Source organism: Kocuria sp. CPCC 205235 (genome assembly GCF_040980905.1).
GTDB classification, from domain to species: Bacteria; Actinomycetota; Actinomycetes; order Actinomycetales; family Micrococcaceae; genus Kocuria; species Kocuria carniphila.
This window is the reverse complement of record NZ_JAVKPR010000006.1, coordinates 91486-116381: the sequence shown is the minus strand read 5'-3', so window position 1 is coordinate 116381 and position 24896 is coordinate 91486. Positions and strand designations below refer to the sequence as shown.

General features: G+C 63.4%; 25 protein-coding genes. 20 read left to right on the top strand and 5 right to left on the bottom strand.

Annotated elements, in window-relative coordinates; genetic code table 11:
* The first annotated feature begins 4 nt into the window (after positions 1–4).
* From RF638_RS06490 to murA, 13 genes are all read left to right on the top strand, one after another.
* Positions 5–1915 carry a polysaccharide biosynthesis protein gene (locus RF638_RS06490; protein WP_368841612.1) on the top strand — a complete coding sequence of 637 codons (1911 nt, stop codon included), beginning with the start codon at positions 5–7 and terminating at the stop codon, positions 1913–1915.
* Positions 1912–3024, top strand: coding sequence for a glycosyltransferase family 4 protein (locus RF638_RS06485; protein ID WP_368841611.1), 1113 nt, complete (start codon positions 1912–1914; stop codon positions 3022–3024). Before RF638_RS06490 ends, RF638_RS06485 begins: the two co-directional genes overlap by 4 nt.
* Before the next feature lie 95 nt (positions 3025–3119).
* Positions 3120–3572, top strand: a complete 453-nt coding sequence (locus tag RF638_RS06480) for a hypothetical protein (protein ID WP_368841610.1) — start codon at positions 3120–3122, stop codon at positions 3570–3572.
* Positions 3559–3936, top strand: coding sequence for a hypothetical protein (locus tag RF638_RS06475; RefSeq protein ID WP_368841609.1), 378 nt, complete (start codon positions 3559–3561; stop codon positions 3934–3936). The genes RF638_RS06480 and RF638_RS06475 overlap by 14 nt, the downstream gene beginning before the upstream one ends.
* A gap of 30 nt (positions 3937–3966) precedes the next feature.
* Positions 3967–4758, top strand: coding sequence for a F0F1 ATP synthase subunit A (gene atpB, locus RF638_RS06470; protein WP_129701895.1), 792 nt, complete (start codon positions 3967–3969; stop codon positions 4756–4758).
* A 109-nt stretch (positions 4759–4867) separates the two neighbouring features.
* Positions 4868–5068: an ATP synthase F0 subunit C gene (locus RF638_RS06465; protein WP_016996283.1), complete on the top strand. Its 201-nt coding sequence runs from the start codon at positions 4868–4870 to the stop codon at positions 5066–5068.
* Positions 5069–5118: 50 nt separating this feature from the next.
* On the top strand, positions 5119–5670 hold the full coding sequence (locus RF638_RS06460; protein ID WP_016996282.1) for a F0F1 ATP synthase subunit B: 552 nt from the start codon (positions 5119–5121) through the stop codon (positions 5668–5670).
* Positions 5670–6545, top strand: a complete 876-nt coding sequence (gene atpH, locus RF638_RS06455; protein ID WP_016996281.1) for an ATP synthase F1 subunit delta — start codon at positions 5670–5672, stop codon at positions 6543–6545. Before RF638_RS06460 ends, atpH begins: the two co-directional genes overlap by 1 nt.
* A 171-nt stretch (positions 6546–6716) precedes the next feature.
* The gene (gene atpA / locus RF638_RS06450) at positions 6717–8342 is read left to right on the top strand and encodes a F0F1 ATP synthase subunit alpha (RefSeq protein WP_368841608.1); all 1626 of its coding nucleotides are present in this window, start codon (positions 6717–6719) and stop codon (positions 8340–8342) included.
* A gap of 56 nt (positions 8343–8398) precedes the next feature.
* Positions 8399–9310: a F0F1 ATP synthase subunit gamma gene (locus RF638_RS06445; protein WP_368841607.1), complete on the top strand. Its 912-nt coding sequence runs from the start codon at positions 8399–8401 to the stop codon at positions 9308–9310.
* Positions 9311–9352: 42 nt separating this feature from the next.
* Positions 9353–10819, top strand: coding sequence for a F0F1 ATP synthase subunit beta (gene atpD / locus RF638_RS06440; RefSeq protein ID WP_095797346.1), 1467 nt, complete (start codon positions 9353–9355; stop codon positions 10817–10819).
* A 2-nt stretch (positions 10820–10821) separates the two neighbouring features.
* On the top strand, positions 10822–11100 hold the full coding sequence (locus tag RF638_RS06435; RefSeq protein WP_095797345.1) for a F0F1 ATP synthase subunit epsilon: 279 nt from the start codon (positions 10822–10824) through the stop codon (positions 11098–11100).
* A 103-nt stretch (positions 11101–11203) separates the two neighbouring features.
* The gene (murA, locus tag RF638_RS06430) at positions 11204–12487 is read left to right on the top strand and encodes a UDP-N-acetylglucosamine 1-carboxyvinyltransferase (protein WP_095797344.1); all 1284 of its coding nucleotides are present in this window, start codon (positions 11204–11206) and stop codon (positions 12485–12487) included.
* A 186-nt stretch (positions 12488–12673) separates the two neighbouring features.
* On the opposite strand, the gene RF638_RS06425 is transcribed toward murA, so the two are convergent.
* The 3 genes from RF638_RS06425 to RF638_RS06415 all read right to left on the bottom strand — a co-directional run bounded on the left by RF638_RS06425 (position 12674) and on the right by RF638_RS06415 (position 15241).
* A complete protein-coding gene (locus tag RF638_RS06425) occupies positions 12674–12877 on the bottom strand; it encodes a cold-shock protein (protein ID WP_095797343.1) in 204 nt (67 codons plus the stop codon).
* Positions 12878–13159: 282 nt separating this feature from the next.
* Positions 13160–13855: an endonuclease NucS gene (gene nucS / locus RF638_RS06420; RefSeq protein WP_095797342.1), complete on the bottom strand. Its 696-nt coding sequence runs from the start codon at positions 13853–13855 to the stop codon at positions 13160–13162.
* Positions 13856–14050: 195 nt separating this feature from the next.
* On the bottom strand, positions 14051–15241 hold the full coding sequence (locus tag RF638_RS06415; RefSeq protein ID WP_259916201.1) for an AI-2E family transporter: 1191 nt from the start codon (positions 15239–15241) through the stop codon (positions 14051–14053).
* A gap of 150 nt (positions 15242–15391) precedes the next feature.
* Between RF638_RS06415 and RF638_RS06410 the strand changes: the two genes are divergently transcribed.
* From RF638_RS06410 to RF638_RS06390, 5 genes are all read left to right on the top strand, one after another.
* Positions 15392–16354, top strand: coding sequence for a co-chaperone YbbN (locus RF638_RS06410; protein ID WP_129701899.1), 963 nt, complete (start codon positions 15392–15394; stop codon positions 16352–16354).
* 204 nt (positions 16355–16558) lie between these two features.
* A complete protein-coding gene (locus tag RF638_RS06405) occupies positions 16559–17407 on the top strand; it encodes an ABC transporter ATP-binding protein (protein ID WP_129701900.1) in 849 nt (282 codons plus the stop codon).
* The gene (locus RF638_RS06400) at positions 17389–19122 is read left to right on the top strand and encodes a hypothetical protein (protein ID WP_368841606.1); all 1734 of its coding nucleotides are present in this window, start codon (positions 17389–17391) and stop codon (positions 19120–19122) included. The genes RF638_RS06405 and RF638_RS06400 overlap by 19 nt, the downstream gene beginning before the upstream one ends.
* A 201-nt stretch (positions 19123–19323) precedes the next feature.
* Complete coding sequence (locus RF638_RS06395) at positions 19324–19650, top strand: DUF3039 domain-containing protein (protein ID WP_095797553.1); 327 nt, start codon at positions 19324–19326, stop codon at positions 19648–19650.
* A gap of 164 nt (positions 19651–19814) precedes the next feature.
* Positions 19815–21620 (top strand): DEAD/DEAH box helicase, encoded by a 1806-nt coding sequence (locus RF638_RS06390; protein ID WP_368630535.1) that lies wholly within the window; start codon positions 19815–19817, stop codon positions 21618–21620.
* 130 nt (positions 21621–21750) lie between these two features.
* On the opposite strand, the gene RF638_RS06385 is transcribed toward RF638_RS06390, so the two are convergent.
* Entirely contained in the window at positions 21751–22368 is a 618-nt protein-coding gene (locus RF638_RS06385) for an isochorismatase family protein (RefSeq protein ID WP_368630534.1), read from the bottom strand.
* A 14-nt stretch (positions 22369–22382) separates the two neighbouring features.
* Entirely contained in the window at positions 22383–23723 is a 1341-nt protein-coding gene (locus RF638_RS06380) for a nicotinate phosphoribosyltransferase (protein ID WP_368630533.1), read from the bottom strand.
* Between the two features lie 170 nt (positions 23724–23893).
* Between RF638_RS06380 and clpS the strand changes: the two genes are divergently transcribed.
* Positions 23894–24139 carry an ATP-dependent Clp protease adapter ClpS gene (clpS, locus tag RF638_RS06375; RefSeq protein WP_368630618.1) on the top strand — a complete coding sequence of 82 codons (246 nt, stop codon included), beginning with the start codon at positions 23894–23896 and terminating at the stop codon, positions 24137–24139.
* Positions 24139–24690: a DUF2017 domain-containing protein gene (locus RF638_RS06370; RefSeq protein WP_368630532.1), complete on the top strand. Its 552-nt coding sequence runs from the start codon at positions 24139–24141 to the stop codon at positions 24688–24690. Before clpS ends, RF638_RS06370 begins: the two co-directional genes overlap by 1 nt.
* Positions 24691–24896 lie beyond the last annotated feature (206 nt).

Here is a 24896-nt window from a genome sequence, read left to right as displayed (position 1 = left end):
GCGCATGGGGAACCCCCAAATCAATGCCCCCTCGGCGGAGAAGCCGGTCGCGTGGCTGTGGATCCAGATGATTCTGGATTCCGCCGCGTGGATTGTCGCCATGTGCGTGGCGGTGCTTCTGCGTTACGAGATGAACGTGCAGTTCGTCTCGGTGGGCGGCTTGGTGATCACGTGCGCCGTGGCGGTCGCGTGTCAGATGGTAGTGGGCTTCTCCTTCGCGCTGTACAAGGGGCGTTACTCCTTCGGCAGTTTCGAAGAAGCCAAACTGCTGGTCGTGGTGACCGTGATCGTTACAGCCATCCTGGAGGTCGTGCTCCTGGTCTTCGGTGTGGCCATGGGGATCCCGCGATCCATAGGATTCATCGCGTTCCCGTTCGCGTGTTTGTTCATGGCGGCCTTCCGCTACCTCAAGCGCATGTACCAGGAATCCACGGCCAAGCCGGGGGTCGAGGCCCAGCACGTGGTGGTCTTCGGTGCCGGCTACCTGGGCACGTTCCTGGTTCACCGAATGATGCAGGATCCGTCCTCGGAGTTCCTGCCGGTTGCTCTCATTGACGACGACCCCGCCAAGAAGCACCTGCGGATCTCATCGGTTCCCGTGATGGGCACCCTGCACGACGTCGCCCACGTCTTGGAGGCCACGCGGTCGGCCGTTCTCATCGTGGCGATCTCCGACGTCGAACCGCGCCTGATGCGCCGAGTGTCCGACGCCGTGGCCGGCACCAACACGCGGGTGATGACCGTGCCACCGCTCACCGACATGTTGACCGCCAACAAGCAGAGCGTGGATCTGCGGGACATCGCCATGGAGGATCTCATCGGACGCCGCCCGGTGGATATCCACGTGCACGCGATTGCCGGATACGTCACGGGTAAGCGCGTACTGGTCACGGGTGCGGGCGGTTCCATTGGTTCCGAACTGTGCCGTCAACTCGTGGGTTTCGAACCCGCCGAACTCATCATGTTGGACCGCGACGAAACCGGTTTGCAGTCCACTCAGCTCTCCATCACCGGTCGCGGCCTGCTGGACGGCAAAGACACCGTCCTCGCGGACATCCGCGACACCGAGTCCCTGGAGCACATCTTCGAGAAGCGGCAACCCGAAGTCGTCTTCCACGCGGCGGCCCTCAAGCACGTCTCGTTGTTGGAGCAGTTCCCGGACGAGGCCTGGAAAACCAACGTGATGGGCACGCTCAACGTTCTCAATGCCGCGGCCAACGTGGACGTGGACGTGTTCGTCAACGTCTCCACGGACAAGGCCGCTAACCCCACCACCGCGTTGGGGCATTCCAAGCGGGTAGCGGAAAAACTCACGGCGTGGATGGCCGGTCAGACCGGGAAACGCTACGCGTCCGTGCGATTCGGCAACGTCTTCGGCTCGCGCGGTTCGATGCTCCCATTGTTTGCCGAGCAGATTCGCCAGGGTGGACCCATCACGGTGACTCACGCTGACGCCACCCGCTACTTCATGACCATCCCCGAGGCCTGTCAGCTGGTCATTCAGGCCGGTGCCATCGCCAGCGGGGGAGAGGTCCTCATCTTGGACATGGGCGAACCCGTCAGGATCTTGGACATCGCCGAACGACTGCGCACGATGTCCGGCCGCGAAGACGTGGAGATCGTGATCACCGGTCTGCGCCACGGCGAGAAGCTCCACGAGGATCTGATCGGCGCGGGCGAGAGTGACGAACGCCCACTGCACCCCAAGATCTCTCATGCCCGGGCCGAACGCCTGGACCCCGCACATCTGGACCGCCATGTGTGGAAGGTGCGCGGCGGCATGCTGTTCACCGGTTCCATCCCCGTCATCACGGACAGCACCCAGCCCCGCATCACCGACTTTTCCGTCCCCCGGGCACGAGAACACCAGAAGCCATCCCCCCACGCTGACCGCAACGGGGGAGACCGCTCATGACAGGTTCCATCATCACCACAATGTTCATCTCGTCCCGCGTCGAAGGCCCGGGAGCCATTCCGGAGGCCGAGATGCTGGAGGAGTTGTTGACTCTCGCTCTCTGGCTGGGCGGCGGGGCGTTCCTCATCTCCGTCCTCCTGCCGTTCGTGATCAAACCGCTGTTGGCCCGTTGGGGAGTCATCGATATCCCGTCGGACCGGTCATCTCATGATCGTCCGGTGATTCGCGGCATGGGACTCGCCGTGGCCGTGGCCATTGGCGTGATGTACACACTGGCCCTGGCGCTCGGAGTGGTTGAGGTCGACCGTTCCGTGTCATTGATCGTGCTGGCCATGATGGTCGCGAGTGCCGCTCTGGGCTGGCTCGAGGATTACCGGGGCGCGTCCGTGGGAACCCGCCTCGGGGTACAGCTGCTGATCGGTGCGCTGGGTACGGGCGCCCTGATCGTGTCTCTGGGGATCGCCGTGTGGTGGTGGCCGGTGGGCGTGATTGCCACGGTCGCCTACATCAATATCGCCAACTTCATGGACGGGATCAACGGGATCTCCGGAATGCACGGCACGGTGGTGGGCCTGTTCTACGCCTGGGCCGGTGCGGCGAACGACATGACCTGGATGATGTGTGCTGGTCTGGTCGTTGCGGGTGCCTTCGCGGGCTTCCTGCCGTGGAACCTGAGCCGAGGCACCGTCTTCCTGGGCGACGTCGGCTCCTATGTGCTCGGCGGAAGCTTGGTCGCGATCGCGATCGGAGCATTCCTCTCCGGTGTGTACGTGGAGTACTTGCTGCCGCCCCTGCTGATTTATTTCGCGGATACCACCGTCACGCTCGTCAAGCGGGTTCAGCGCGGCGAGATCTGGTACAAACCGCACCGCGAGCACGTGTACCAGCGCCTCACTGACGTGGGTCTGTCTCACGTTCAGTCCTCGCTGGTCGTCACACTCGCGACGGTCCTGGTGAGCCTCATTTCCTTGTGGGGGCTGAGGGCCGACGGCGCCGGTTCGGTTCTCGCGGGCCTGGCCACCGCCGCCGTGGTGGTCCTCTACCTGTGCCTGCCTCGTATCCTTCGACCCTTGACCCGCCGTGGTCGACGGATCGTGACGCCATCATGAGCTCAGGGGAATCCGTTTCCGTCCCGACGACGCCGGCACGGGAGGTCTACGGCCGTCCCGTTCTGGTTCTGAGCGTCACATCCATACTTCTTGCTGTGATTCTCATCACCTGCGTGGCCGTCATCGATGTGGATCCGTTGTGGCGATCCATTGGTCTGGGCACTGGGTTGGTGATTCTGAGTACGGGCCTCACGGTCTTCGTGACCGTACTCATGTACCGACTGGCGCCGGCCGCTACCGCTCCCGCACTGGCCCTGCTGTACCTGCTCAAGGTCGTGGTCATGGGGTGGTACCTGCTGTCGGTGGGTGCTCCCGACTGGCTGCACTCGCTGGGGTTCGCCATCTCGGTTGCCGCCGGCCTGGTCCTGTCCTGGCTGGTCCTGGCACCCATTGCCATGCGGGCCAGCTCCGTTTTGGCCAGTGAATACACGGCGGTGGTACGCGCAAAGGAAGAACAGGCCGCAGCCGAAGCGCAGGCCGAGTCGCCAACTATCCTGGATGGAAACTCATCCGAACCGACCGAAGGCGGAGAGCATGACCGAGCGTGAACCCGATCTTTCCAACTCACCGCAACATGACGGGCGGCGTGTCGGAACGCCCGCGGCCGGCTCGGAATCCGACGAGGCGCTCAGTACCGCGGGCGAGCTCGTTCAGAGCGGTGGATTGGCCGGGGGGCTGACCATGTTGCTGTACATCGTGGTCGGTGGAGGGTTCTGGAGTTTGGTAGGCTGGGGCGCGGATCACCTGCTGGGAACAGGGTGGTTGGTGATCGTGGGAGCCGTATTTGGTGCGGCTGCCGGGATCTATCTTGGTTACCTCCACATGCGGGAGGGCCTGAACTCCAGTCCGACCCAGATGGAGAACCCGACAAAGACATCGACGTCTGATCAGGGCCCCTCGCCCCGAGTGTGACCGGTCTGGATACCGCAGAAAGGACCCGTATTGAACCCCGCCTTGAGGATTCCGGCCGAATTTGTGGCCCCGTCAGTTGAGGACGCGCACCTGCCTCCCTTCTTCACCGTGGGCACACTTGAAGTCGGCAAGCATTCTTTGTTGATCCTGTTGTCGGTGGTTCTCATCGCAGGGTTCTTCATGTACGTGGTCCGCCGCCGCGCCCTGGTCCCCTCCAAGGGTCAGTACCTGGGCGAAATGGGATACGGCTTCGTCCGTAATCACCTGGGCCGCGACATCATCGGCGAGAAGGAATTCCGCCCGTACGTCCCGCTGCTCTTCACCTTCTTCTTCTTCATTCTGGTCAACAACCTGTTCGGCTCCATTCCGGTGCTGCAGCTTCCGACCTTCTCCCACCCGGGCACCGCCTATGTCTTCGCGGCCGTCGCCTACGTCGTGTGGGTCTTCGTGGGCATCAAGCGCCACGGTTTCGGTGGGTTCTTCGTCAAGATGACCATGCCGCCGGATGTTCCCAAGGTCCTCTACATCGTTCTGATCCCGCTCGAGTTCCTTTCGAACATGATCATCCGCCCCGTCACGCACGCACTTCGTGTGTTCGCCACGATGTTCGCCGGCCACATGGCCATCATGGTTGCCGCCGGCTTCACCGCGTACCTCGCCACCGGCGTGGGTGGCGCACTCGGTATCGGCGGATCCGTCTTCGGCGTGATCCTGGGCCTCTTCATTTACTTCCTGGAGGTTCTGATTCAGATCCTGCAGGCCTACATCTTCACCCTGCTGTTTGCCGTGTATGTACAGGGCTCACTGCAGGAGGGGCACTGACCCCACGAAGCAGCGGTCCACTCGGACTGCTGATGTGACCATCGTCCATTTACGATTCCAGTAATGGCATCACTGCCCGACACGGGCACCCAGAAAGGAAATATCCATAATGGAAGGTTCGCTTAGCGTCATTGGCTACGGTCTCGCTGCCATCGGTGGTGGCATCGGTGTGGGTTTGATCTTCGCTGCTTACATGCAGGCAGTTGCTCGCCAGCCCGAGTCCCAGCGCGTGATTCAGCCGATGCTGTTCATGGGCTTCGCCGTGGTCGAGGCACTGGCCATCCTGGGCTTCGTGCTCGCACTCCTCTAAGAGCGGTACGTCCGCACTTAGCCCTTAACTAGAGAACAGGAATCGCGCACATGACCGCAATGTTGTTGGCAGCAGAAGAAGGGGCCAGCCCCCTTCTCCCCAACGTCTGGGAAATGCTGATCACTTTCATTGGGTTCCTGATTCTGCTTTTCATCGCGATCAAGTTCATCGCTCCGGCATTCGAGAAGGTCTACCGTGACCGCACCGAAGCCATCGAAGGTGGACTTGCCAAGGCCAAGGCCGCTCAGGCAGAGGCCAAGGCCGCTCGCGACGAGTACAACCAGCAGCTTGAGAGCGCCCGCCTCGAAGCCCAGAAGATTCGTGAGGAAGCCCGCACCGAGGGCGAGAAGATCCTCGCGGACTTCAAGGATCGCGCCAACGTCGAATCCGCTCGGATCACGGAGAACGCACACAAGGCCATTGAGGCCGAGCGTGCCGCCGCAGTGGTTTCCTTGCGCGACGAGGTCGGTACCTTGGCAACACAGCTCGCTTCCAAGATCGTCGGGGAATCCCTGAACGACGACGCTCGTGCAAACCGCGTGGTCGATCGCTTCCTGGCCGATCTTGAGACCGAGCAGGGTCGCACAGGAGCTGCACGGTAATGGCAGAAGCATCGAACGAACCATATCGTCCCCTCACAGTGGACATTGATCGCTGGGCTTCGGAAGCAAACGTCGAAACGGCTAAGCAGCTGTTCGGCATGCTCGACGTCATCGACGGCAACGGCGCTCTGCGCCGGGCGCTGACGGATCCGTCACGCGCTGCCGACGATCGTGTCAAGCTCGTACACAAGCTCTTCGGGGAGCGGACCCACAAGTCCGACACCGTGGAGGCTGTGTCCGGGTTTGTGCACCGACTGATGGGCAACGAGGAACACGATCCCGCTATCGAGATCGTGTCCGAGCTTGTGAAGCAGCGCTCCGCCAACGAGCGACAGCTCGGTGATGGCATTGAACGAACCGCAGTGATGATGGCAGCAGCGTCTGCCGAGAACCGCGGTGGGCTCAATGCCATGGAATCCCTGGTGGATGAACTGATTCAGTTCAAGAACACCGTGGATCACTCCGAGGAGATCCAGGGTGCCTTCGCCGATTCGCGCGCCAGCGCGGAAGCCAAGGCACAGCTCGCATCCCGACTGATGCCCAATGCATCTGAAGAGGGCAAGCTGTTGACTCAGCGTGCCGTCAGCGAGCCCCGTGGAGCTCTGCCCGGTCGTTTGATCGAGCGCTTCGCAGAGATCGTGGCCGATCGTCAGCAACGCTGGATCGCCCGAATCGTGACGTCTCGTCCACTGAGCCACGAACAGCTGGAGAAGCTGCGTCAGAGCCTCAACGCTCTGTACAAGCGCGATCTCAAGCTGGCCGTGGAGGTGGACCGTTCACTGATCGGCGGCTTGCGAGTCCAGGTCGGTGAAGAAGTCATCGACGGGTCTGTGACCCATCGTCTGGATCAGTTGCAGCAGCGAATCGGAGCCTGATCCCCTGGTGGAGCGGGGATCGCGGGGAGTCGGTCGATGCCGGCATCTCGTCGCGTTGCCTCCACCGGCCGTTGACACGGTCAGCAGGCGATGGGGCAACGCATCGCGACAAAAAGAAGTTAGGTCATTGCGCGGGCGATGATCACGAAACGTAGAGAGCAGGGACAGCAGATGGCCGATGTGACCATCAATGCCGACGAAGTCCGTAGTGCGCTGAACGAGTTCGCGGCGTCCTACGAACCCGGCAATGCAGAACGAGTAGAAGTCGGACGTGTCGCCAGCGCCGCTGACGGTATCGCCCGTGTCGAGGGTCTTCCCTCGGTCATGGCCAACGAGCTCCTGAAGTTCGAGAACGGCGTTCTCGGCCTGGCCTTGAACCTGGACACTCGCGACATCGGTGTCGTGGTGTTGGGTGACTTCCAGGGCATCGAAGAGGGCCAGGAAGTTCACCGTACCGGTGAGGTTCTGTCCGTACCTGTGGGCGAGGGTTACCTCGGCCGCGTGGTGGACCCGTTGGGTGAGCCGCTGGACGATCTGGGACCGGTGGCAACCGACGGCCGTCGCGAGCTGGAGCTGCAGGCTCCGGGCGTGACCATGCGTAAGTCGGTCCACGAACCGCTGCAGACCGGTATCAAGGCCATCGACGCCATGATTCCGATCGGCCGTGGCCAGCGTCAGCTGATCATTGGTGACCGTCAGACCGGTAAGACCGCCATTGCCGTGGACGCCATTCTGAACCAGCGTTCCAACTGGGAATCGGGCGACGTCGAGAAGCAGGTGCGTTGCATTTACGTGGCCATCGGCCAGAAGGCATCCACCATTGCTTCGGTGCGTCAGACCCTCGAGGACAACGGCGCTCTGGAGTACACCACCATTGTGGCTGCTCCGGCTTCCGAGTCCGCCGGTCTGAAGTACCTGGCCCCGTACGCGGGTTCCGCTATTGGTCAGCACTGGATGTACAACGGCAAGCACGTTCTGATCGTTTTTGACGATCTCTCCAAGCAGGCTGAGGCCTACCGTGCCGTGTCACTGTTGCTGCGTCGCCCGCCGGGACGTGAAGCGTACCCGGGTGACGTCTTCTACCTGCACTCCCGTTTGCTGGAGCGTTGTGCCAAGCTCTCCGACGAGCTCGGTGCCGGTTCGATGACCGGTCTGCCGATCATCGAGACCAAGGCGAACGACGTCTCCGCGTTCATTCCGACCAACGTGATTTCGATTACCGACGGTCAGATCTTCCTGCAGTCGGACCTGTTCAACGCGAACCAGCGCCCCGCAGTGGACGTGGGTATCTCCGTGTCCCGCGTGGGTGGTGCCGCTCAGGTCAAGGCCATGAAGAAGGTCTCCGGTACGTTGAAGCTGGACTTGGCGTCCTACCGCTCCATGCAGGCCTTCGCGATGTTCGCATCCGACCTGGATGCCGCGTCCCGCCAGCAGCTGACCCGCGGTGAGCGACTGATGGAGCTGCTCAAGCAGCCCCAGTACACCCCGTACCCCGTGGCGGACCAGGTCGTGTCCATCTGGGCAGGTACCACCGGTCAGCTCGACGACGTCGAGGTCGCCAACGTGAACGACTTCGAGAAGGCCCTGATCGAACAGGTCCGTCGAACCACCAACGTGATGGATTCCATTGAATCCACGGGCAAGCTCGAGGACGACGCCATTGAGGCGTTGAAGACGGCTGTTGCCGAGGTCAAGCGCGACTTCCGCGGTTCGAAGCACGGTATTGAGCCGGGTCACGAGGAGCACGAGTCCCTCGAGACCGAGGACGTCAACCAGGAAAAGATCGTCAGGAAGTAACCGAGTCAGCGGTGTGCCGGTGACGGCACACCGCTGCGGTGCCGAAAGGAAGTTTCATGGGAGCGCAGATTCGGGTCTACCGACAGAAGATCTCATCCACCTCGTCAATGAAGAAGATCTTCAAGGCGATGGAGATGATCGCGACTTCGCGCATCAACAAATCCCGTCAGAGCCTCGAAGCGGCGTACCCGTACGCCAACGCGCTGACCCGTGCGGTCTCCCAGATCGCGTCTCAGCACAACATTTCCCACCCGTTGACCTCGACCGTGGATGATGTTCGTCGTTCCGCAGTCGTGATCTTCACGTCCGACCGTGGTTTGGCCGGCTCCTACTCCTCGAACGTGCTCAAGCGCGCGGAGGGTCTGTTGGAGATGCTGAACTCGGAGGGCCGGGAAGTTCGGGTCTATCTGGTGGGTCGTAAAGCCAAGGCGTACTTCGATTTTCGTCGCCGCGATTACGACGAGTTCTGGACGGGCGATACCGATAACGCCAACCCCGAGCGTGCTGAGGAATTGACCGAGCGTTTGCTCGGCGACATCAGCGCAAGCTACGACGACGGTGGCGTGGACGAGATCCACTTGGTGTACACGGCTTTCAAGTCCATGGTGACTCAGGAGCCGCGCGTGCTTCGCCTGCTTCCTCTCGAGGTAGTTGATGCCAACAACCTCGGCGACGAAGTGTCCGAGGACTACCAGGATCTTGAGGAGACGAACAACAACTTCGAGTTCGAGCCGAACCCGGAGGAGTTCCTCAACGAGATCCTGCCGCGCTACATCAAGTCTCGTATCTACTCGACCCTGTGCCACGCGGCCTCCAGCGAGCTGGCTTCCCGTCAGCGCGCCATGAAGGCCGCCGGCGACAATGCGGATGAGCTCATCAAGAAGTACACCCGTTTGATGAACAACGCCCGCCAGGCCGAGATCACCACCGAGCTGACCGAAATCGTCAGTGGCGCCGAAGCCCTCTGATCAGGGCCAGCCACTACCCACCGCCGAAATGAAGTGAGAGAAATGACTGCCACTATCAATGAACAGGCCGCTCAGCCGGTCTCGGGCGGCGCGACCGGCCGAGTCGCCCGAGTGATCGGCCCTGTGGTCGACGTCGAGTTCCCTGAGAACCAGGTTCCCGGTGTCTACAACGCGTTGACCGCCGACTACGAGTTCAACGGTGAACCTCGCAAGATCACTTTCGAGGTCGCACAGCACCTGGGCGACAACATGGTTCGTGCCATCTCCCTGCAGCAGACCGACGGTCTGGTGCGCGGTACCCAGGTCAAGGACTCCGGCGCACCGATCTCCGTGCCCGTTGGCGACGTGGTCAAGGGCCACATCTTCAATGTGCTGGGTGACTCGCTGGATCTGCCCATCGAAGAGCTGGATGTCCAGGACCGTTGGCCCATTCACCGCAAGGCGCCGTCCTTCGCGGAGCTCGAGGGTTCCACGGAAATGATGGAAACCGGCATCAAGTCCATCGACCTTCTGACCCCCTACATCAAGGGCGGTAAGATTGGTCTGTTCGGTGGTGCCGGTGTGGGCAAGACCGTGCTGATCCAGGAAATGATCACCCGTGTGGCTCGTAACTTCGGCGGTACCTCCGTGTTCGCCGGTGTGGGTGAGCGTACCCGTGAGGGTAACGACCTGTGGGTCGAGATGGAAGAAGCCGGCGTGCTCAAGGACACCGCCTTGGTGTTCGGCCAGATGGATGAGCCGCCTGGAACTCGTTTGCGCGTGGCCCTGTCCGGGCTGACCATGGCGGAGTACTTCCGCGATGTTCAGAACCAGGACGTGCTGCTGTTCATCGACAACATCTTCCGTTTCACGCAGGCCGGCTCCGAGGTCTCGACCCTGCTGGGTCGTATCCCCTCTGCCGTGGGCTACCAGCCCACCCTGTCGGACGAGATGGGTGTGCTCCAGGAGCGCATTACCTCGACCCGTGGACACTCGATTACGTCGATGCAGGCCATTTACGTGCCCGCGGATGACTACACCGACCCGGCTCCGGCCACCACCTTCGCGCACTTGGACGCCACCACCGAGCTGTCCCGTGAAATCGCGTCGCGTGGTCTGTACCCGGCTATCGACCCGCTGTCCTCGACCTCCCGCATCCTGGACCCGCAGTACGTGGGTCAGGCCCACTACGACGTCGCAACGCGCGTCAAGGGCATCCTGCAGGAGAACAAGGAACTCCAGGACATCATTGCCATCCTGGGTGTCGAAGAACTCTCCGAAGAGCAGAAGGTCGTGGTGTCCCGCGCCCGTCGCATCGAGCAGTTCCTGTCCCAGAACACCTACACCGCTAAGCAGTTCACCGGTGTGGAAGGCTCCACGGTTCCCCTCGAGGAGACCATTGAAGCCTTCGGCAAGATCTGTGACGGCGAGCTGGACCACGTTCCGGAACAGGCGTTCTACAACGTGGGTGGCCTCGATGACGTCATGCAGCGCTGGGACGAGATCAAGTCCCAGACCGGCGAGAAGTAATCATGGCTGAGCTCATCGTTGAGGTCGTTGCCCTGGACCGCAAGATCTGGGCAGGTACCGCGAAGATGGTTCGTGTTCGCACCACGGAGGGTGACATTGGCATCCTCCCCGGGCACGAGTCCGTTGCGGGACTGCTCAAGCCGGGCGAGTTCGCTGTCGAGCGCGTGGACGGCGGCCGTCTGAGCGGTCACATTGATTCGGGATTCATCTCGGTCGACAGCAATCGCGTGACGGTTGTCGCGGACGAGGTCAATTTCGACGGACAGTCCGAGTCCGAGTAGTTAGTTCGTAGCTAGAACCGTGCATCGTGGCCCCCGTACCTTTTGGGTACGGGGGCTCGTGCAGTCTTTGAGCGTGGTCTCGACCGCGTGATCTGGAGGACCCATGGAAGAGAAGATCGAGGTTCACGGACCCACCAAGGTGTCCGGCGTGCTCCCGGTATCGGGGGCCAAGAACAGTGTGCTCAAGTTGATGGCTGCTACCTTGCTGGCATCGGGGGAGTCGACCATCACGAACGTCCCTGAAATCCAGGACGTCACCATCATGGCGGAGCTGTTGCGACGGTTGGGGTGCACGGTTCGTTATGATCCCGCACAGCAGACCGTGGATATCGATGTTCCCGAGGTCCTAGGACACCAGGCTGATTACGATCTGGTTCGTGCGATGCGCGCCTCCATCTCCGTCTTGGGTCCATTGGTCGCGCGCTGTCACCGCGCGGAAGTCGCCCTTCCGGGCGGCGACGCCATTGGCTCACGCGGGCTCGACATGCACCGCGCCGGGCTCGAGGCCATGGGCGCGAAACTGAGCATCGAGAAGGGCTTCCTGCGAGCTTCCGTTGCGGACAACCTGCACGGCACCACCTATCACCTGGACTACCCGTCGGTGGGTGCCACTGAGAACTTGATGATGGCCGCCGCACTGGCGGACGGTGTCACCGTACTGGAGAACGCCGCCCGTGAACCCGAGATCGTGGATATCGGCCGCATGATGCAAGCCATGGGTGCCCACATCGACGGACTGGGTACCAGCACCATCACCATCGAAGGTGCGCACAAGCTGCATCCGGTGACCCACCGCACCGTTCCGGACCGCATCGTGGCCGGCACGTGGGCCTTCGCTGCTGCCGTTACGGGTGGCCGGGTCGAGATCGTAGGTGCCGAGCCGGCGCACCTGACGATGGTTTTGGAAAAGCTGCGCGGTGCTGGCTGCACCATCGACACGTCGCAGGGACGTTTCATCGTTCAGGGCCCCGAACGTCCCACGGCGATCAACGTGTCCACACTGCCTTATCCCGGGTTCCCCACGGATCTGCAGCCCTTCGTCGTTGCCCTGAACGCCGTGGCGGAGGGCTCGGGTATGGTCACGGAAAACGTCTTCGAGGCCCGCTGGGGCTTCACCGCAGAGTTGGAACGGCTGGGTGCCCGGGTCCGATTGGACGGCCACCACGCCCGCGTGGACGGGCTTCCGGCGGAACAGTTGTCCGGCGCTCCGGTCGAGGCCAAGGACATTCGCGCGGGCGCCGCCCTGGCGATCGTCGGGATGGCCGCCACTGGTGTCACGGAAGTCTCCGGCGTGGAACACATCGATCGTGGCTACGAGCACTTCGTGGACCGACTCTCCAACGCTGGAGCCAAGGTTCAGCGGCGCATTGTGGGCGGTCTGTTCTAAATAACCCGCTGGAGTCTCAGTAGTGCTCGATCGGGGACCTGAGCTACACGCGCCCCGGCCCCGTGAGCCCGAGAGCGAGAGCCTGCGTTCTCCGCTTCTAACCCGGCCTTGCGCCCGGTGGTCGAAGCCGACAAACACAAAACCCCGCATCCACCTGGATGCGGGGTTTTGTTCGGGGTGAAACTATCAGATGACAGTCACGCCGGTAGCCTGGGGGCCCTTCTGGCCCTGACCGATTTCGAACTCGACGCGCTGGTTCTCTTCGAGAGTGCGGAATCCACCGGTCTGGATTTCGCTGTAGTGAACGAAAACGTCACCCTCAGCGTCGTCCGGGGTAATGAAGCCGAAGCCTTTTTCTGCGTTGAACCACTTAACGGTGCCCTGAGCCATAATGGGGCGCTCCTTCTGGAGTAAATAAATTCGTGTACTTGTTGTTGTACACCTGAACAGGTACCGCGAGAAGGCTGTGGATGCGGCTCACTAGATGTTGCGCCACAGCGCCAGTCAGAACTTCACGCTCGCTACCATTCCTGCGAGCATGTAAAACATGAAGCGAAGAACGGTACTAGCTTCACACACCCGGCGAGCAAGGTCAACAGCAGTCAGTCTGCTGATCACAAAAGTCGCTGGCCATTCACAGGTTGTTTACCTACCCACCGGTAACCATCGTGCCTAGAAGAGCCGCGATTGGGTGTCCACGTTGCCGCGCATTTCCTCGTAGTCCAAGGTCACACATTCAATGCCCCGGTCGTGAGCCAGGGTGCGGGCCTGCGGTTTGATCTGTTGGGCAGCGAAGACACCGCGCACCGGACGCAGCAGGGGATCGCGGTTGAGCAGTTCGAGATAGCGGGTGAGTTGCTCCACGCCGTCGATGTCGCCGCGGCGTTTGAGCTCCACCGCCACGCTGGCGCCGGAACCGTCGCGGGCGAGGATGTCCACCGGCCCGATGGCCGTGGGATACTCCCGGCGCACCAGGGAGAAATCGTCGCCGAGCAGTGTGATTTGTTCGGCCAGCAATCGCTGCAGATCGGCCTCCACGCCGTCCTTGATGAGACCGGGATCAACCCCCAGGTCGTGGCCGATGTCATCGTGGATCTCGTAGATGTCGATCAGCAGGCGGTCGTCGGACTTGGCCGCCTGCACGATCCAGGATTCGCGCACACCCTCCTCGATCTGCTCGGGCGTCGGCTCGCCCACGTGCAGTTTGGCGGGCGGGCTCATCCAGTTCAACGGCTTGTAGGAACCGCCGTCGGAATGCACCAGCACGGACCCGTCCGCCTTGAGCATGAGCAGGCGTCGGGCCAGGGGTAGGAGGGCGTTGAGGCGGCCTTCGTACCGCACGGAACAGTCAGCTATTACCAATCGCACCGGGCAAGCCTATCGCCCCGGGGACCGCGGCGCGCACCCGGGTGCGTACGACGTCGCTCGGCCGCTGTCATGGGGTTTCGCGCCGCACATGCCAAGCCGGTGCACTGGAGGCACTGAGGCTGTGGTGTGGGTGATCGGCGCATGAGGTGGGGCTACCCCGGGACCGGGCCGAGCGGCGTCGTCGGCGTGGGGTCGCTAGCGCGCGTCCTGGCGCGGGACGAAGACTTCCCGAACCAGGAGGAGGCCGGCGGCGGCCGTAGGGATGGCGATGACCGCGCCCAGGATTCCCCACAGGGCACCGCCTGCGGCCACGGCGATCACGGCCACTGCACCCGGGACCGCCACGGCGCGTTTCATGATGCGGGGCGAGACGAAGTACGCCTCGATCTGCAGGTAGGCGAAATAGCACAGGGCGAACGGAAGCACCGTGTCCCAGCCGCCCAGGATGGCGAAGAGGGTAACCAGGATACCCGCGAGCACCCCACCCACCAGGGGGATGAACGCGAGCACCGCAACGAACAGCACGAGCAGCGTGGCGTAAGGGACACCCGTGACCGTCATCAGGATGAAGGCCACGGAGGCGTTGATGACGGCGACGCACGCCTGGCCGACCACGTAGTTGCCCACGCCATTGATCATTTGGTCACCGAGCCGCTGGACCCGCGCGCGGCGGCTGGCCGGCGCCAACCGGTAGCCCCAGGCCTTGGCCATGGGAAGCGAGAAGAGGAAGTACAAGGACAGGGCCATCACGATGATCGTGCCCGTGACCGCGTTGATCACCACACCACCCACGCTCACGACCGAGCCGAACATACCGCCCAGCAGATCTTGGTTGGTGGAGAGCTGGGTCTGCCACGAGGCCACCGTCTGTTCGAAAGTTGCGGCAATGTTGAAGCGCTCGTCCAACGCTTCGAAGAACGAGGACCCCATGAACTGGTTGACCAGCTGGGGAATGGTGCCCATGAACTGTTGGGCCTGATTCACCATGCGGGGCACGACCAACACGATGAATGCCGACATGGCCAGGGCCAATGCGAGGATGACGGCGGAGACAGCCAAGGGTCGAGGTAGTCCGCGGGCTTCGAGCCAGCGCACAATGGGATCCAACCCCAGCGCAATGAAGGCCGCGGTGACCACCCAACCGGCCAGACTGCCCACGTTGGTCAGAACATAGAAACCGAGCAGGGCGATTCCGACGCCCAGGGTCAGGAAGAAACCGGTCTGAACAGGATGGCCTCCGGCGAACAGTCCTTTGTCCCACGGGGCGCGGCGAGGTGCCGGGGCGGCACCGGGAGTGATACCCGGTTCCGGAGGCACATCGAATCGATGGCGCGACGGACGGAATCTTTGGGAAGACTTCTCCGGCGGCAAAGGTGGTGTGGTCACGCCGGAAGCGTACAACGCACGCCTGTATTGGGGCAGTCGTGGCGCGCGTGGCGATAATGGCTGTAGTGAACGCAGAACGCGGTCCGACAACGACTCATTCGAGACGATGGGCCCGGACACGCGAGGACGAGACTCCGAAGGAGATCGAGCATGAGTGAATTCCCGCAGCAATCAGGCCAGCAGCGCCAGCCCGAGGCGCAGGAGCAAGCCGTGCCGGCGTCCGTGCGCGGAGCCATGGATCTCGGCACCATGCAGACCGGGGGAGCGGCAGGCCCCGGGGCGGCGCCGTCGGCCGGTGGTGGCGAGGGTGCCAGCTACCGCGTGAGCATCACCGCGCAGGATTTTCAGAAGTACGCCGAGCAGTCGGCGACCGTGCCCGTGGTTGTGGCCCTGTACGCGCCGCAGAGCCCCGAATCCGAGACCTTCGTGGAAACCCTGGCGCAGCTGGTGGACAGCTACCAGGGCAAGTTGTTGCTGGGCACCGTGGACGCGTCCAAGGAACAACAGGTCGCGCAGGTGTTCCAGGCCCAGACCGTTCCCACGGTCGTGGCCATGCTGGGCGGTCAGGCCGTGCCCCTCGTGAATTCGACTGTTCCCGCGGAGCAGATGCGGCAGCTTTTCGACGAGTTGCTCACGTTGGCCGCGCAGAACGGGGTGACCGGAACCGCCGAACCTACCACTGCTGCGACACCCAAGCAGTTGCCTCCGCTGCACCAGGAAGCCCTCGACAAGCTCGAAGCCGGCGATCTGGACGGCGCGGAGGCAAGCTACAACCAGGCTCTGGCCGAGAACCCGGGCGACAAGGATGCCAAACTGGCCCTGGCCCAGGTGCACCTGCTCCAGCGCGTCAGCGCCATGGACGCCAACGCCGTACGACAGGCTGCGGCCGACGACCAGCAGAACATCCAAGCGGCGCTGGACGTGGCCGATCTGGACGTGTCCGGTGGCCACGTGGAGGATGCGTTCCGTCGCTTGTTGCAGCTGGTACGGACGACCTTCGGCGATGACAAGGACACCGTGCGTGAACGCCTGGTGGAACTGTTCGACGTGGTCGGTTCCGAGGACCCGCGCGTCACGACCGCTCGTGGGCAGCTGATGCGGGCGTTGTTCTAAGCTCAGCCGCGACGACCTGAGTGCCATCAGGGTGATCGCCAGAACGAGGGCCTGTACTTAGGTACGGGCCCTCGTTCTCTTTCGACAAGATGTACGGGAGCGCGACCCGGGTGGGCTTCTGTCACGCCACGGGATGACACGGCAGGCCTCGAAATCACACCGGCGGGGGATGTGTGTCACACGAGTGGTTCATAGGCTGGAGGCATGAGCATCCACGCGCACAGTTCCAGGCCCGCGGAGCAACCTCCGCAACCACTCGCACCGAACCCAGCACTTCTGATCCAAGACCTGACCAAGGTGTACGGCCACCCCGGCCCCGGGGCGCGGCCGGCTGCGGATCGGGTCAATCTCCACGTTCCTCGTGGTTCGTTCTACGGGCTCGTAGGACGTAACGGCGCGGGTAAGACCACCACACTGTCCATGGCCACCGGCCTCTTGCGGCCCACCGCAGGCAAGGTCTGGGTGGGAGGCGGCAGCCAGGACCAACCCGTAGATGTCTGGGCGGACTCCGTCGCCGCCAAGCGGCGCATGGGTGTGCTGCCGGACGGAACCCACTTGTTTGACCGACTGACCGGTCGCCAGCTCGTGACCTACTCGGGCCTGCTGCGTGGTATGGATCGCGAACTGGTCAAGGATCGCACGGAGGATCTCATCCGCGCGATGGATCTTCAGGACGCCGCGGGCAAGCAGGTCCAGGACTACTCGGCCGGTATGACCAAGAAGATCGCGCTCGCGGCGGCCATGATTCACGCACCGGCATTGCTCGTGCTGGACGAACCCTTCGAATCGGTGGACCCGGTCTCCGCCGCCAATATCCGTGCCATCCTGCATCAGTACACCCAGGCCGGCGGCACCGTGGTGGTATCGAGTCACGTGATGGACCTGGTCCAGCGCATGTGTGATCACGTGGCGGTCATGGACAACGGTCGGGTCCTCGCGCAGGGCACGGTCGATGAAGTACGCGGTGAGATGTCCCTCGAGGATCGCTTCGTCGATCTCGTGGGCGGCCGCACGGACGCGGGGGAGGGCCTGTCATGGCTTCGACCCGAGTGAATTCACCAGAAACCACCGAGAACTCCGGCGCTCCCTGGGCGGACCCGTCCTCGCAGGGCACGGTTGATGTAGCCCCCGAGTCACTGCGACCCACCGGCCCCTCCGGTCCGTCGACGCACGCGCGTTCCATTGGTCCGCTCACCGAGGGCCTGCGCCTGGCAGCGCTGAAATGGCACCTGCTGATCAACACCCTCACGCGCAGCACATGGATCCTGGTCGGCACCATTCTGGGCGCCCTGTACATGCTGTTCATCGTGGGATCATTCGGCTCTGGACTGTTCATGGTGGCCAACGAGTCGCCGGAAGTGATCCGCACCGTGGCCGTCTTCTTCGGCACGGTGTTGCTCCTGGGATGGTGGATCATCCCTGTTGTGAGTTCCAAGGCGGATTCCAGCCTGGATCCGTCGCGACTGGCGCTGTTCCCGCTGCGTATTTCCGGGATCCAGATCGGACAGATCCTGGGGGCCGTGATCGGTATCCCGGGTATTGCAACGCTCCTGATCACGGCGGCGTGGATTACCTCGTGGCGGGCATCGGGTCTTGCCCTGGCCGTCGCTCTTCCGTGCGCACTACTGGGGTTGTTGTTGGCGTTCACCGGGTCCCGGGCCGTCACCGCCCTGTCCGCAAACTTCAACAAGCAGCGCCGCGCCGGTGAAATCATCTCGATCGTCCTGCTGGGCCTCGTGGTGTTGTTGGGTCCGTTGTTCGCGCTGATCGGTCGCGGTATCGACCAGGTGTGGGAACAGCTCCCGACCTGGGCAGGGTACCTCGCCTGGACGCCCTTGGGTGCCGCGTGGGCCATTCCCGCCGACGTCGCTGACGGCCAGTGGGTCACGGCGCTCGCACGATTGGCCATCTCCTTGGCCACGCTCGTGCTGCTCGCTGTCGTCTGGCGGGTTGCTCTGCGCCGCGCGCTGTCGGATGCCACCGGCGACGCCGCCCGGTCCGGTTCCAAGTCGGTGTCCGGGGTGGGCCTGTTCGGCCGACTGCCCGCCACTGGATGGGGCGCCGTGATGGCTCGTTGCCTGACCTACTGGTTCAAGGACCCCCGATACTCGGCCACGTTGTTGATCCTTCCGGCCATGGCCGCAGCCTTCTGGTTCATCAGCGGGGATGGAACCAGACCCATCTGGGCACTGGCGTGTTTCGTCGCGCTGCTCATGGCGTACTCGATTTCCGCGGATGTGGGCTATGACAACACCGCCTTCACATTGCATCTCCTGGCACCGGTCAAGGGAAGCGACGATCGCCTGGGCAGGGCGCTGGCCATGTTCTGCATCGCCGTGCCGTTCCTAATCGCGATGCTGGCGCTGACCATGATCCGCACGGGCGGCTGGGCCTACCTACCCGGCATGATCGGCATTTGTGCCGCCCTGCTGTTGGCCGGCGCCGGGGTGGTGTCGGTCATGTCCGCCCGGTACACGTACCCCGTGCCACCCCCGGGTGCTTCCCCGATGAAGACCCCGCAGGGTTACACGTTGCTCAACGTGATCATTCAGTTTGTCATCCTGGCAGCCGTGGCGCTCATGGCGCTTCCCCCGGTGATCCTGGTGATCGTCCAGGTGGTGTCCGGCGAGGCCATGTGGGGCTGGCTCGCGTTGGCCGTGGGCATCGTGGAAGGCCTGGGGATCTTCTGGCTGGGCATCGTGCTCGGCGGCAAGTGGCTGGACCGCCGCGGTCCGGAGCTGCTGCAGGAGGTGGCGCAGTACCGGTAGCGAGGCTGATGGTCGGATTGCTCACACCGGCCCTTTCGCACCGTGCTTCCGTAACCTGCCTCCAAGGCGCCGTTCCCTAACGGTCGCCGGGCAAACAGCACCCGCAACGCCTCAGCGTCCAGAGTTCTTTCAGAGCCTGGGCGCTGAGTCGTGTCCGGACCCGGGGGTAGACTGTCGGCCATGGAGAACACCGCAGCATCGATGAGCACTGGCACCACCGTTGAGCACCGCTCCACGGTGACCAACGGCCTGTTCGGCCGCAAGCCGGACACCGTGGGAGGCACCTCCACCATTGAGCGCGAGGACACGCGTCAGCTGCAGGAACCCGGCGATCACGAACGGTTCTCCCACTACGTGCGCAAAGAAAAGATCATGGAATCTGCGCTGTCCGGTGAACCCGTGATCGCCCTGTGCGGCAAGGTGTGGTTGCCCGGTCGCGATCCCCAGAAGTTCCCCGTCTGCCCCGCGTGCAAGGAGATTTATCAGGGTCTCCGCCCGGGCAAGGACGACTCGGACAACAACAACTAAGCACCAAGAGCACTCAGCATCAAGCACAGAATTCGTTGCGCGGGCCCATCGGTCGCGTGACCGGCGGCGCCCGCGCTCGCGGGCGCCTTGTGCTGTGCGGGACCACGCGGCGTCGTCGCGCCCGGAGAACCGCGCGGTACGTACGCGGAGAGGACGAGCACTACGTGTCTGAAGGCGATCAACTAGACCTGTTCGGAGCGGCGGCGGACCTGCCGCCGGCATACCCGGATCGCGCGGCGTGGGGTACGGCGCCCAAGCTGCGTGCGTGGCAGGCGGAGGCCATCCGACGCTACGAGGAAGCCCAGCCGCGAGATTTCATGGCGGTCGCAACGCCGGGAGCCGGTAAGACGACCTTCGCGTTGACGGTGGCCAAGAAACTCCACGATTCGGGCAAGATCCAGCGCATCACCGTGGTCACCCCCACCGAGCACCTCAAGCGCCAGTGGGCCGACGCCGCCGCGCGCGTGGGACTCGCACTGGACCCCAATTTCAAGAACGCGGACGGCAGCCACGGCTCCGCCTACCTGGGGGCCGCCGTGACCTACGCGCAGGTGGCCAACAAACCCCTGTTGCATCGGGCGCGCACCGAGGCCGGGCGCACCCTGGTGATCATGGACGAGATTCACCACGCCGGCGACGCCCTGTCCTGGGGCGATGGTCTGCGCGAAGCGTTCGAACCCGCCGCGCGTCGTCTGGCGCTGACCGGTACCCCGTTCCGTTCTGACACCTCGCCCATCCCGTTCGTGACCTATGCGGAGGACCGGGAAGGAATCCGCCGTTCCACCGCTGATTACACCTACGGCTACGGGGACGCGCTCAAGGACCACGTGGTGCGCCCGGTGATTTTTATGGCGTACTCGGGGCAGATGCGCTGGCGCACCTCCGCCGGTGAGGAAATGGCCGCCCAGCTGGGGGAGGGGTTCACCAAGGACATCACCTCGCAGGCGTGGCGCACCGCGCTGGATCCCAACGGACACTGGATCCCGTCCGTCCTGCAGGCCGCGGATCAACGGTTGACCCAGGTCCGCCGCACGGTACCGGATGCCGGTGGGCTGGTGATCGCGACCGACCACGAGGACGCCAAGGCGTACGCCGAGCAGCTCACCCTCATCACCGGCCGGCGGCCCACCGTAGTGCTCTCCGACGACAAGACCGCGTCGAACAAGATCGACGAGTTCTCGGAATCGGAAGAGCGGTGGATGGTGGCCGTGCGCATGGTGTCCGAGGGCGTGGACGTCCCTCGGTTGGCGGTGGGCGTGTACGCGACTTCGACCTCCACGCCGCTGTTCTTCGCGCAGGCCGTTGGCCGTTTCGTACGCGCGCGAAAACGCGGCGAGACGGCGTCCGTGTTCCTGCCCTCGGTACCCGCGCTGATGGGGCTCGCCAACTCCATGGAGGAGGAACGCGACCACGCGCTCGACAAACCCAAGAACATGCCGGGCGTGGTCGATTTCGACCAACCCATGGAGAGCGGCTGGGATGACGACCTGCTCGAGGAGGCCAACCGCGAGGAGAAGGCCTCCGGTGCGCTCGCACAAGGCAACTTCGAGGCCCTGGATTCCGATGCTTCGTTCCACGGCGTACTCTTCGACGGCGGCGCGTTCGGTGGCGGGGTGGCCGTTGGCTCCGAGGAGGAGGCCGATTTCCTGGGCATCCCGGGACTGCTCGACGCCGAGCAGGTCTCCACTCTGCTGCGCGAACGGCAGACCCGACATGCCCAGCGGCGCTCCGGCGACGCACCGGCGGAACCGCCCGCGCCCGCGGTGCCGGATCACCGTCGACTGAAAGAACTGCGATCCCAACTGTCCAAGAACGTGTCCGCGTGGTCCGCGCGCACCGGAACTCCGCACGGCATCATCCACAATCAATTGCGTGAGAAGTGCGGTGGCCCGGCGGTCGCTCAGGCGAGCGAGGATCAAATCACAGCACGGTTAGCCCTGCTGCAACGGTGGTTCATCGGGCGGAAGTAGTTGTCCCGGTGACGCTCTCGGGCACCCAATGGACCGACCACGACAATGGCTCCGAACCTGATGGTTCGGAGCCATTGTCCTGTGGTCACCGTGGGCCTAACGCTTCAGGTTCAGTGCGGGTCAGGGCACCTCAGTCGAGGTCCTCGACCACCGCGACACCGGCGTCCGCGAGTTCCTCAGTGGCGCGCTCGCCGGACTCCTTGGCCACGGGAGCGGTCAGCGGGAGCAACACCCGGGTCTCGTAGCCGGCGTCCACGGCGTCCTTCGCTGTGGCCTGCACGCAGTAGTCGAGGGCGAGCCCCACGACGTCCACGGCTTCGATGTCGTGCTCCTGAAGCCAGTCGTCCAGGCTGATCCGTTCCTCATCGGCGTCCTCGGGGTCTTCACCCATGGGGACGTCCACGTCCGGTGCGGACAGGCCTTCGAAACCGGAGTAGGCGGCGTCGTAGGCGCCCTTGCGGAAGAATTCCGTGACGTAGTCGGTGTCGAAGTTCGAGTGGGTCTCGGCTCCTTCGGTCTCGGCCACGCAGTGCACCGGCCAGCTGGACACGAAGTCCGGGTCGTCACTGAAATGAGATCCCGGATCGATGTGCCAGTCCTGCGTTGCGGCGACCACCTGGTAATCGGTGTGGTGGTCCTCCAGGAATTCCGAGATCTGCGCGGCGACCGCGGCGCCGCCGGTCACGGCCAGGCTGCCGCCCTCACAGAAGTCGTTCTGAACGTCAACGATGATGAGTGCTGTGCGCACGGGTGCCTCCTTGATCAGTGTGCGGTTCCGGGTTCGATGACCGTGGGGATCACAGGTTCGCCCTCGGACAGCCGGCGGGCGGCGCGGGGCAGCTCGGCCACGGATTGTGCGTGGCGCTCGCGGGCACGTTCCACGGCCTGGGCACCCACGTAGCCGTCGCGTAGTTCACCGCCGGTCACGTAGTCGACCAGCAGCTCGCGGTCGTCGCCGTCATCGGTGGGTTCGTGGGAAATCCCCACGATTTCCTGGGTGGCCACGCCCGCATCATTACGACGGCGCAGCGCAAACTTCTCGCCGCCCACCGAGGCCTTACCCGACGACGCCTTGGCCACGGGTTCCATGGTTCCCGAGGTTCCCTCGCGAGCCACGAGCTTGTAGACCATGGACGACGTGGGGGCACCGGAGCCTGTGACCAGGCGCGTTCCCACACCGTAGGAATCCACGGGGGCCGCACGCAACGCGGCGATCGCGTATTCGTCCAGGTCACTCGTCACGGTGATCTTGGTGTTCGTGTTACCGAGCATGTCCAACAGGGAACGCACTGCGGAGGCCTGGGTGACCAGATCTCCGGAATCCAGGCGAACGCCACCCAGATCCGGGCCGGCGATGTCCACCGCCAGCCTCACGGCGTTCTCCACGTCATAGGTGTCCACGAGCAGGGTGGTGCCGACACCCAGCGCATCGATCTGTGCGCGGAAGGCTTGTTCTTCCGTGTCGTGCAACAGCGTGAACGAGTGGGCCGCGGTGCCCACGGTCTTCACTCCGTAGCGATAACCGGCTTCCAGATTGGAGGTCGAGGCGAACCCTGCAATGACGGCCGCGCGAGCTGCTGCCACGGCGGCTTCTTCGTGCGCACGGCGGGATCCCATTTCGATGCACGGACGATCACCGGCCGCACCGATCATGCGGGATGCTGCGGACGCCACGGCGGAATCGAAATTGAGCACGGAGAGAATGTAGGTCTCGAGAACACAGGCCTCTGCAAAGGAGGATTCGACGGTCAGCAGCGGTGAATGAGGGAAGTACACCTCACCCTCCGCGTAACCGCGGATCTGACCGGTGAAGCGGAAGTTCTCGAGGTACTCGATGGTCTTCTGATCCACCACGTTGGTGTCCCGCAAGAACCGCAACTGATCCTCGGAGAAACGGAACTTCTCGAGCCCCTCCAACACTCGACCCACCCCGGCGAACACACCGTAACGGCGGCCATTGGGAAGGCGGCGGGCAAACACCTCGAACACGCTGCGTCGCGAGGCCGTACCCGCTCGCAATGCGGCCTGGAGCATGGTGAGCTCGTAGTGGTCCGTCATGAGGGAGGTCGGACTGGGTTCCCATGGGTAGCTGCGCTCATTCACGCTCCCAGCCTAATGGGATCGGCTCACTGCGCACATCCGCGGCTGACGGATACGATGGGCACATCATGATTTTCACTCCCTTATATGAGCGTGCCCGGTGCGCGCCCGTCCTCATGAGTGCGGCTCCCGCCGAGACTCCGGTGCTGACGGAAAACCCCGAGACTCACACGATGCTCAACGTTCCGTGGAATGTGGTGGTGTGGGACGACCCCGTCAATCTCATGAGCTACGTGGTGTACGTGTTCCGCTCCTACTTCGGATATTCGGATGCGAAGGCACGCAAGCTCATGCTCGAGGTCCACCACAACGGGCGCTCGATCGTGGCGTCCGGAACACTCGAAGAAGCAGAGACCCACGTGAGTGCCCTGCACGGATACGGCCTGTGGGCCACGTACGAACGGGCGGATCACAACTGATGGCACACGGATTCAAGAAGACCCGCAAAGGCATCGTCGGGCGTTTCGAGGCACCGGAAGTGCAATTGCTCCAGAAGCTCTTCTCGGATGTTGCCGAGACCCTTCAACCTGAGGCTCGCCCCGACGAAGACCCCTTGGCTGCCATGGTCGGCATTGATCAAGACGTCAGCGAACCCACGGACCCGGCGCTGAAAAGGTTGCTGCCGGCGGCGTCGTCGGACCCCGAACAAGCCGAAGAATTCCGCCGACTCACCGACCGGTCACTACGTGAAGCGAAGATCGGGGCCCTGAAGGCGTCGTCGTTGGCGCTGGAATCGGACCCCGTGACCCTGACCGTGGAACAGGCTCAGGATTTCGCGCGCTCGCTCAACGACATCCGGCTGGTGTTGGCTTCCCGTTTGGACATCACGACCTCGGAGGACGCCGAGCGGATCGGCGAGCAGGTCGATTTCGGGGAAGTGGAGGACATCCAGGACTACATGGCGGTCGTCTACAACTTGGTGTCCTGGCTGCAGGAGTCGCTCATGAATGCGTTGCTCAAGACGCTCTGACGGCACCCGGATGAACTCCGCGACACTGTGAGATGTCTCGCATGTGTTGCACTGTGCGACGTCACGAACCGTAGTTTCCGTTACCTTGGACGGGCACATTGTGCCGATTTTTTCAGTTTCTCGCGGTACCGGTGCTAGATCCGGTGACGACTGTGTCGCGGAGTGTGTCCACCTATCGGCGGCTCGGATAGGGAAAATCGGCGCGG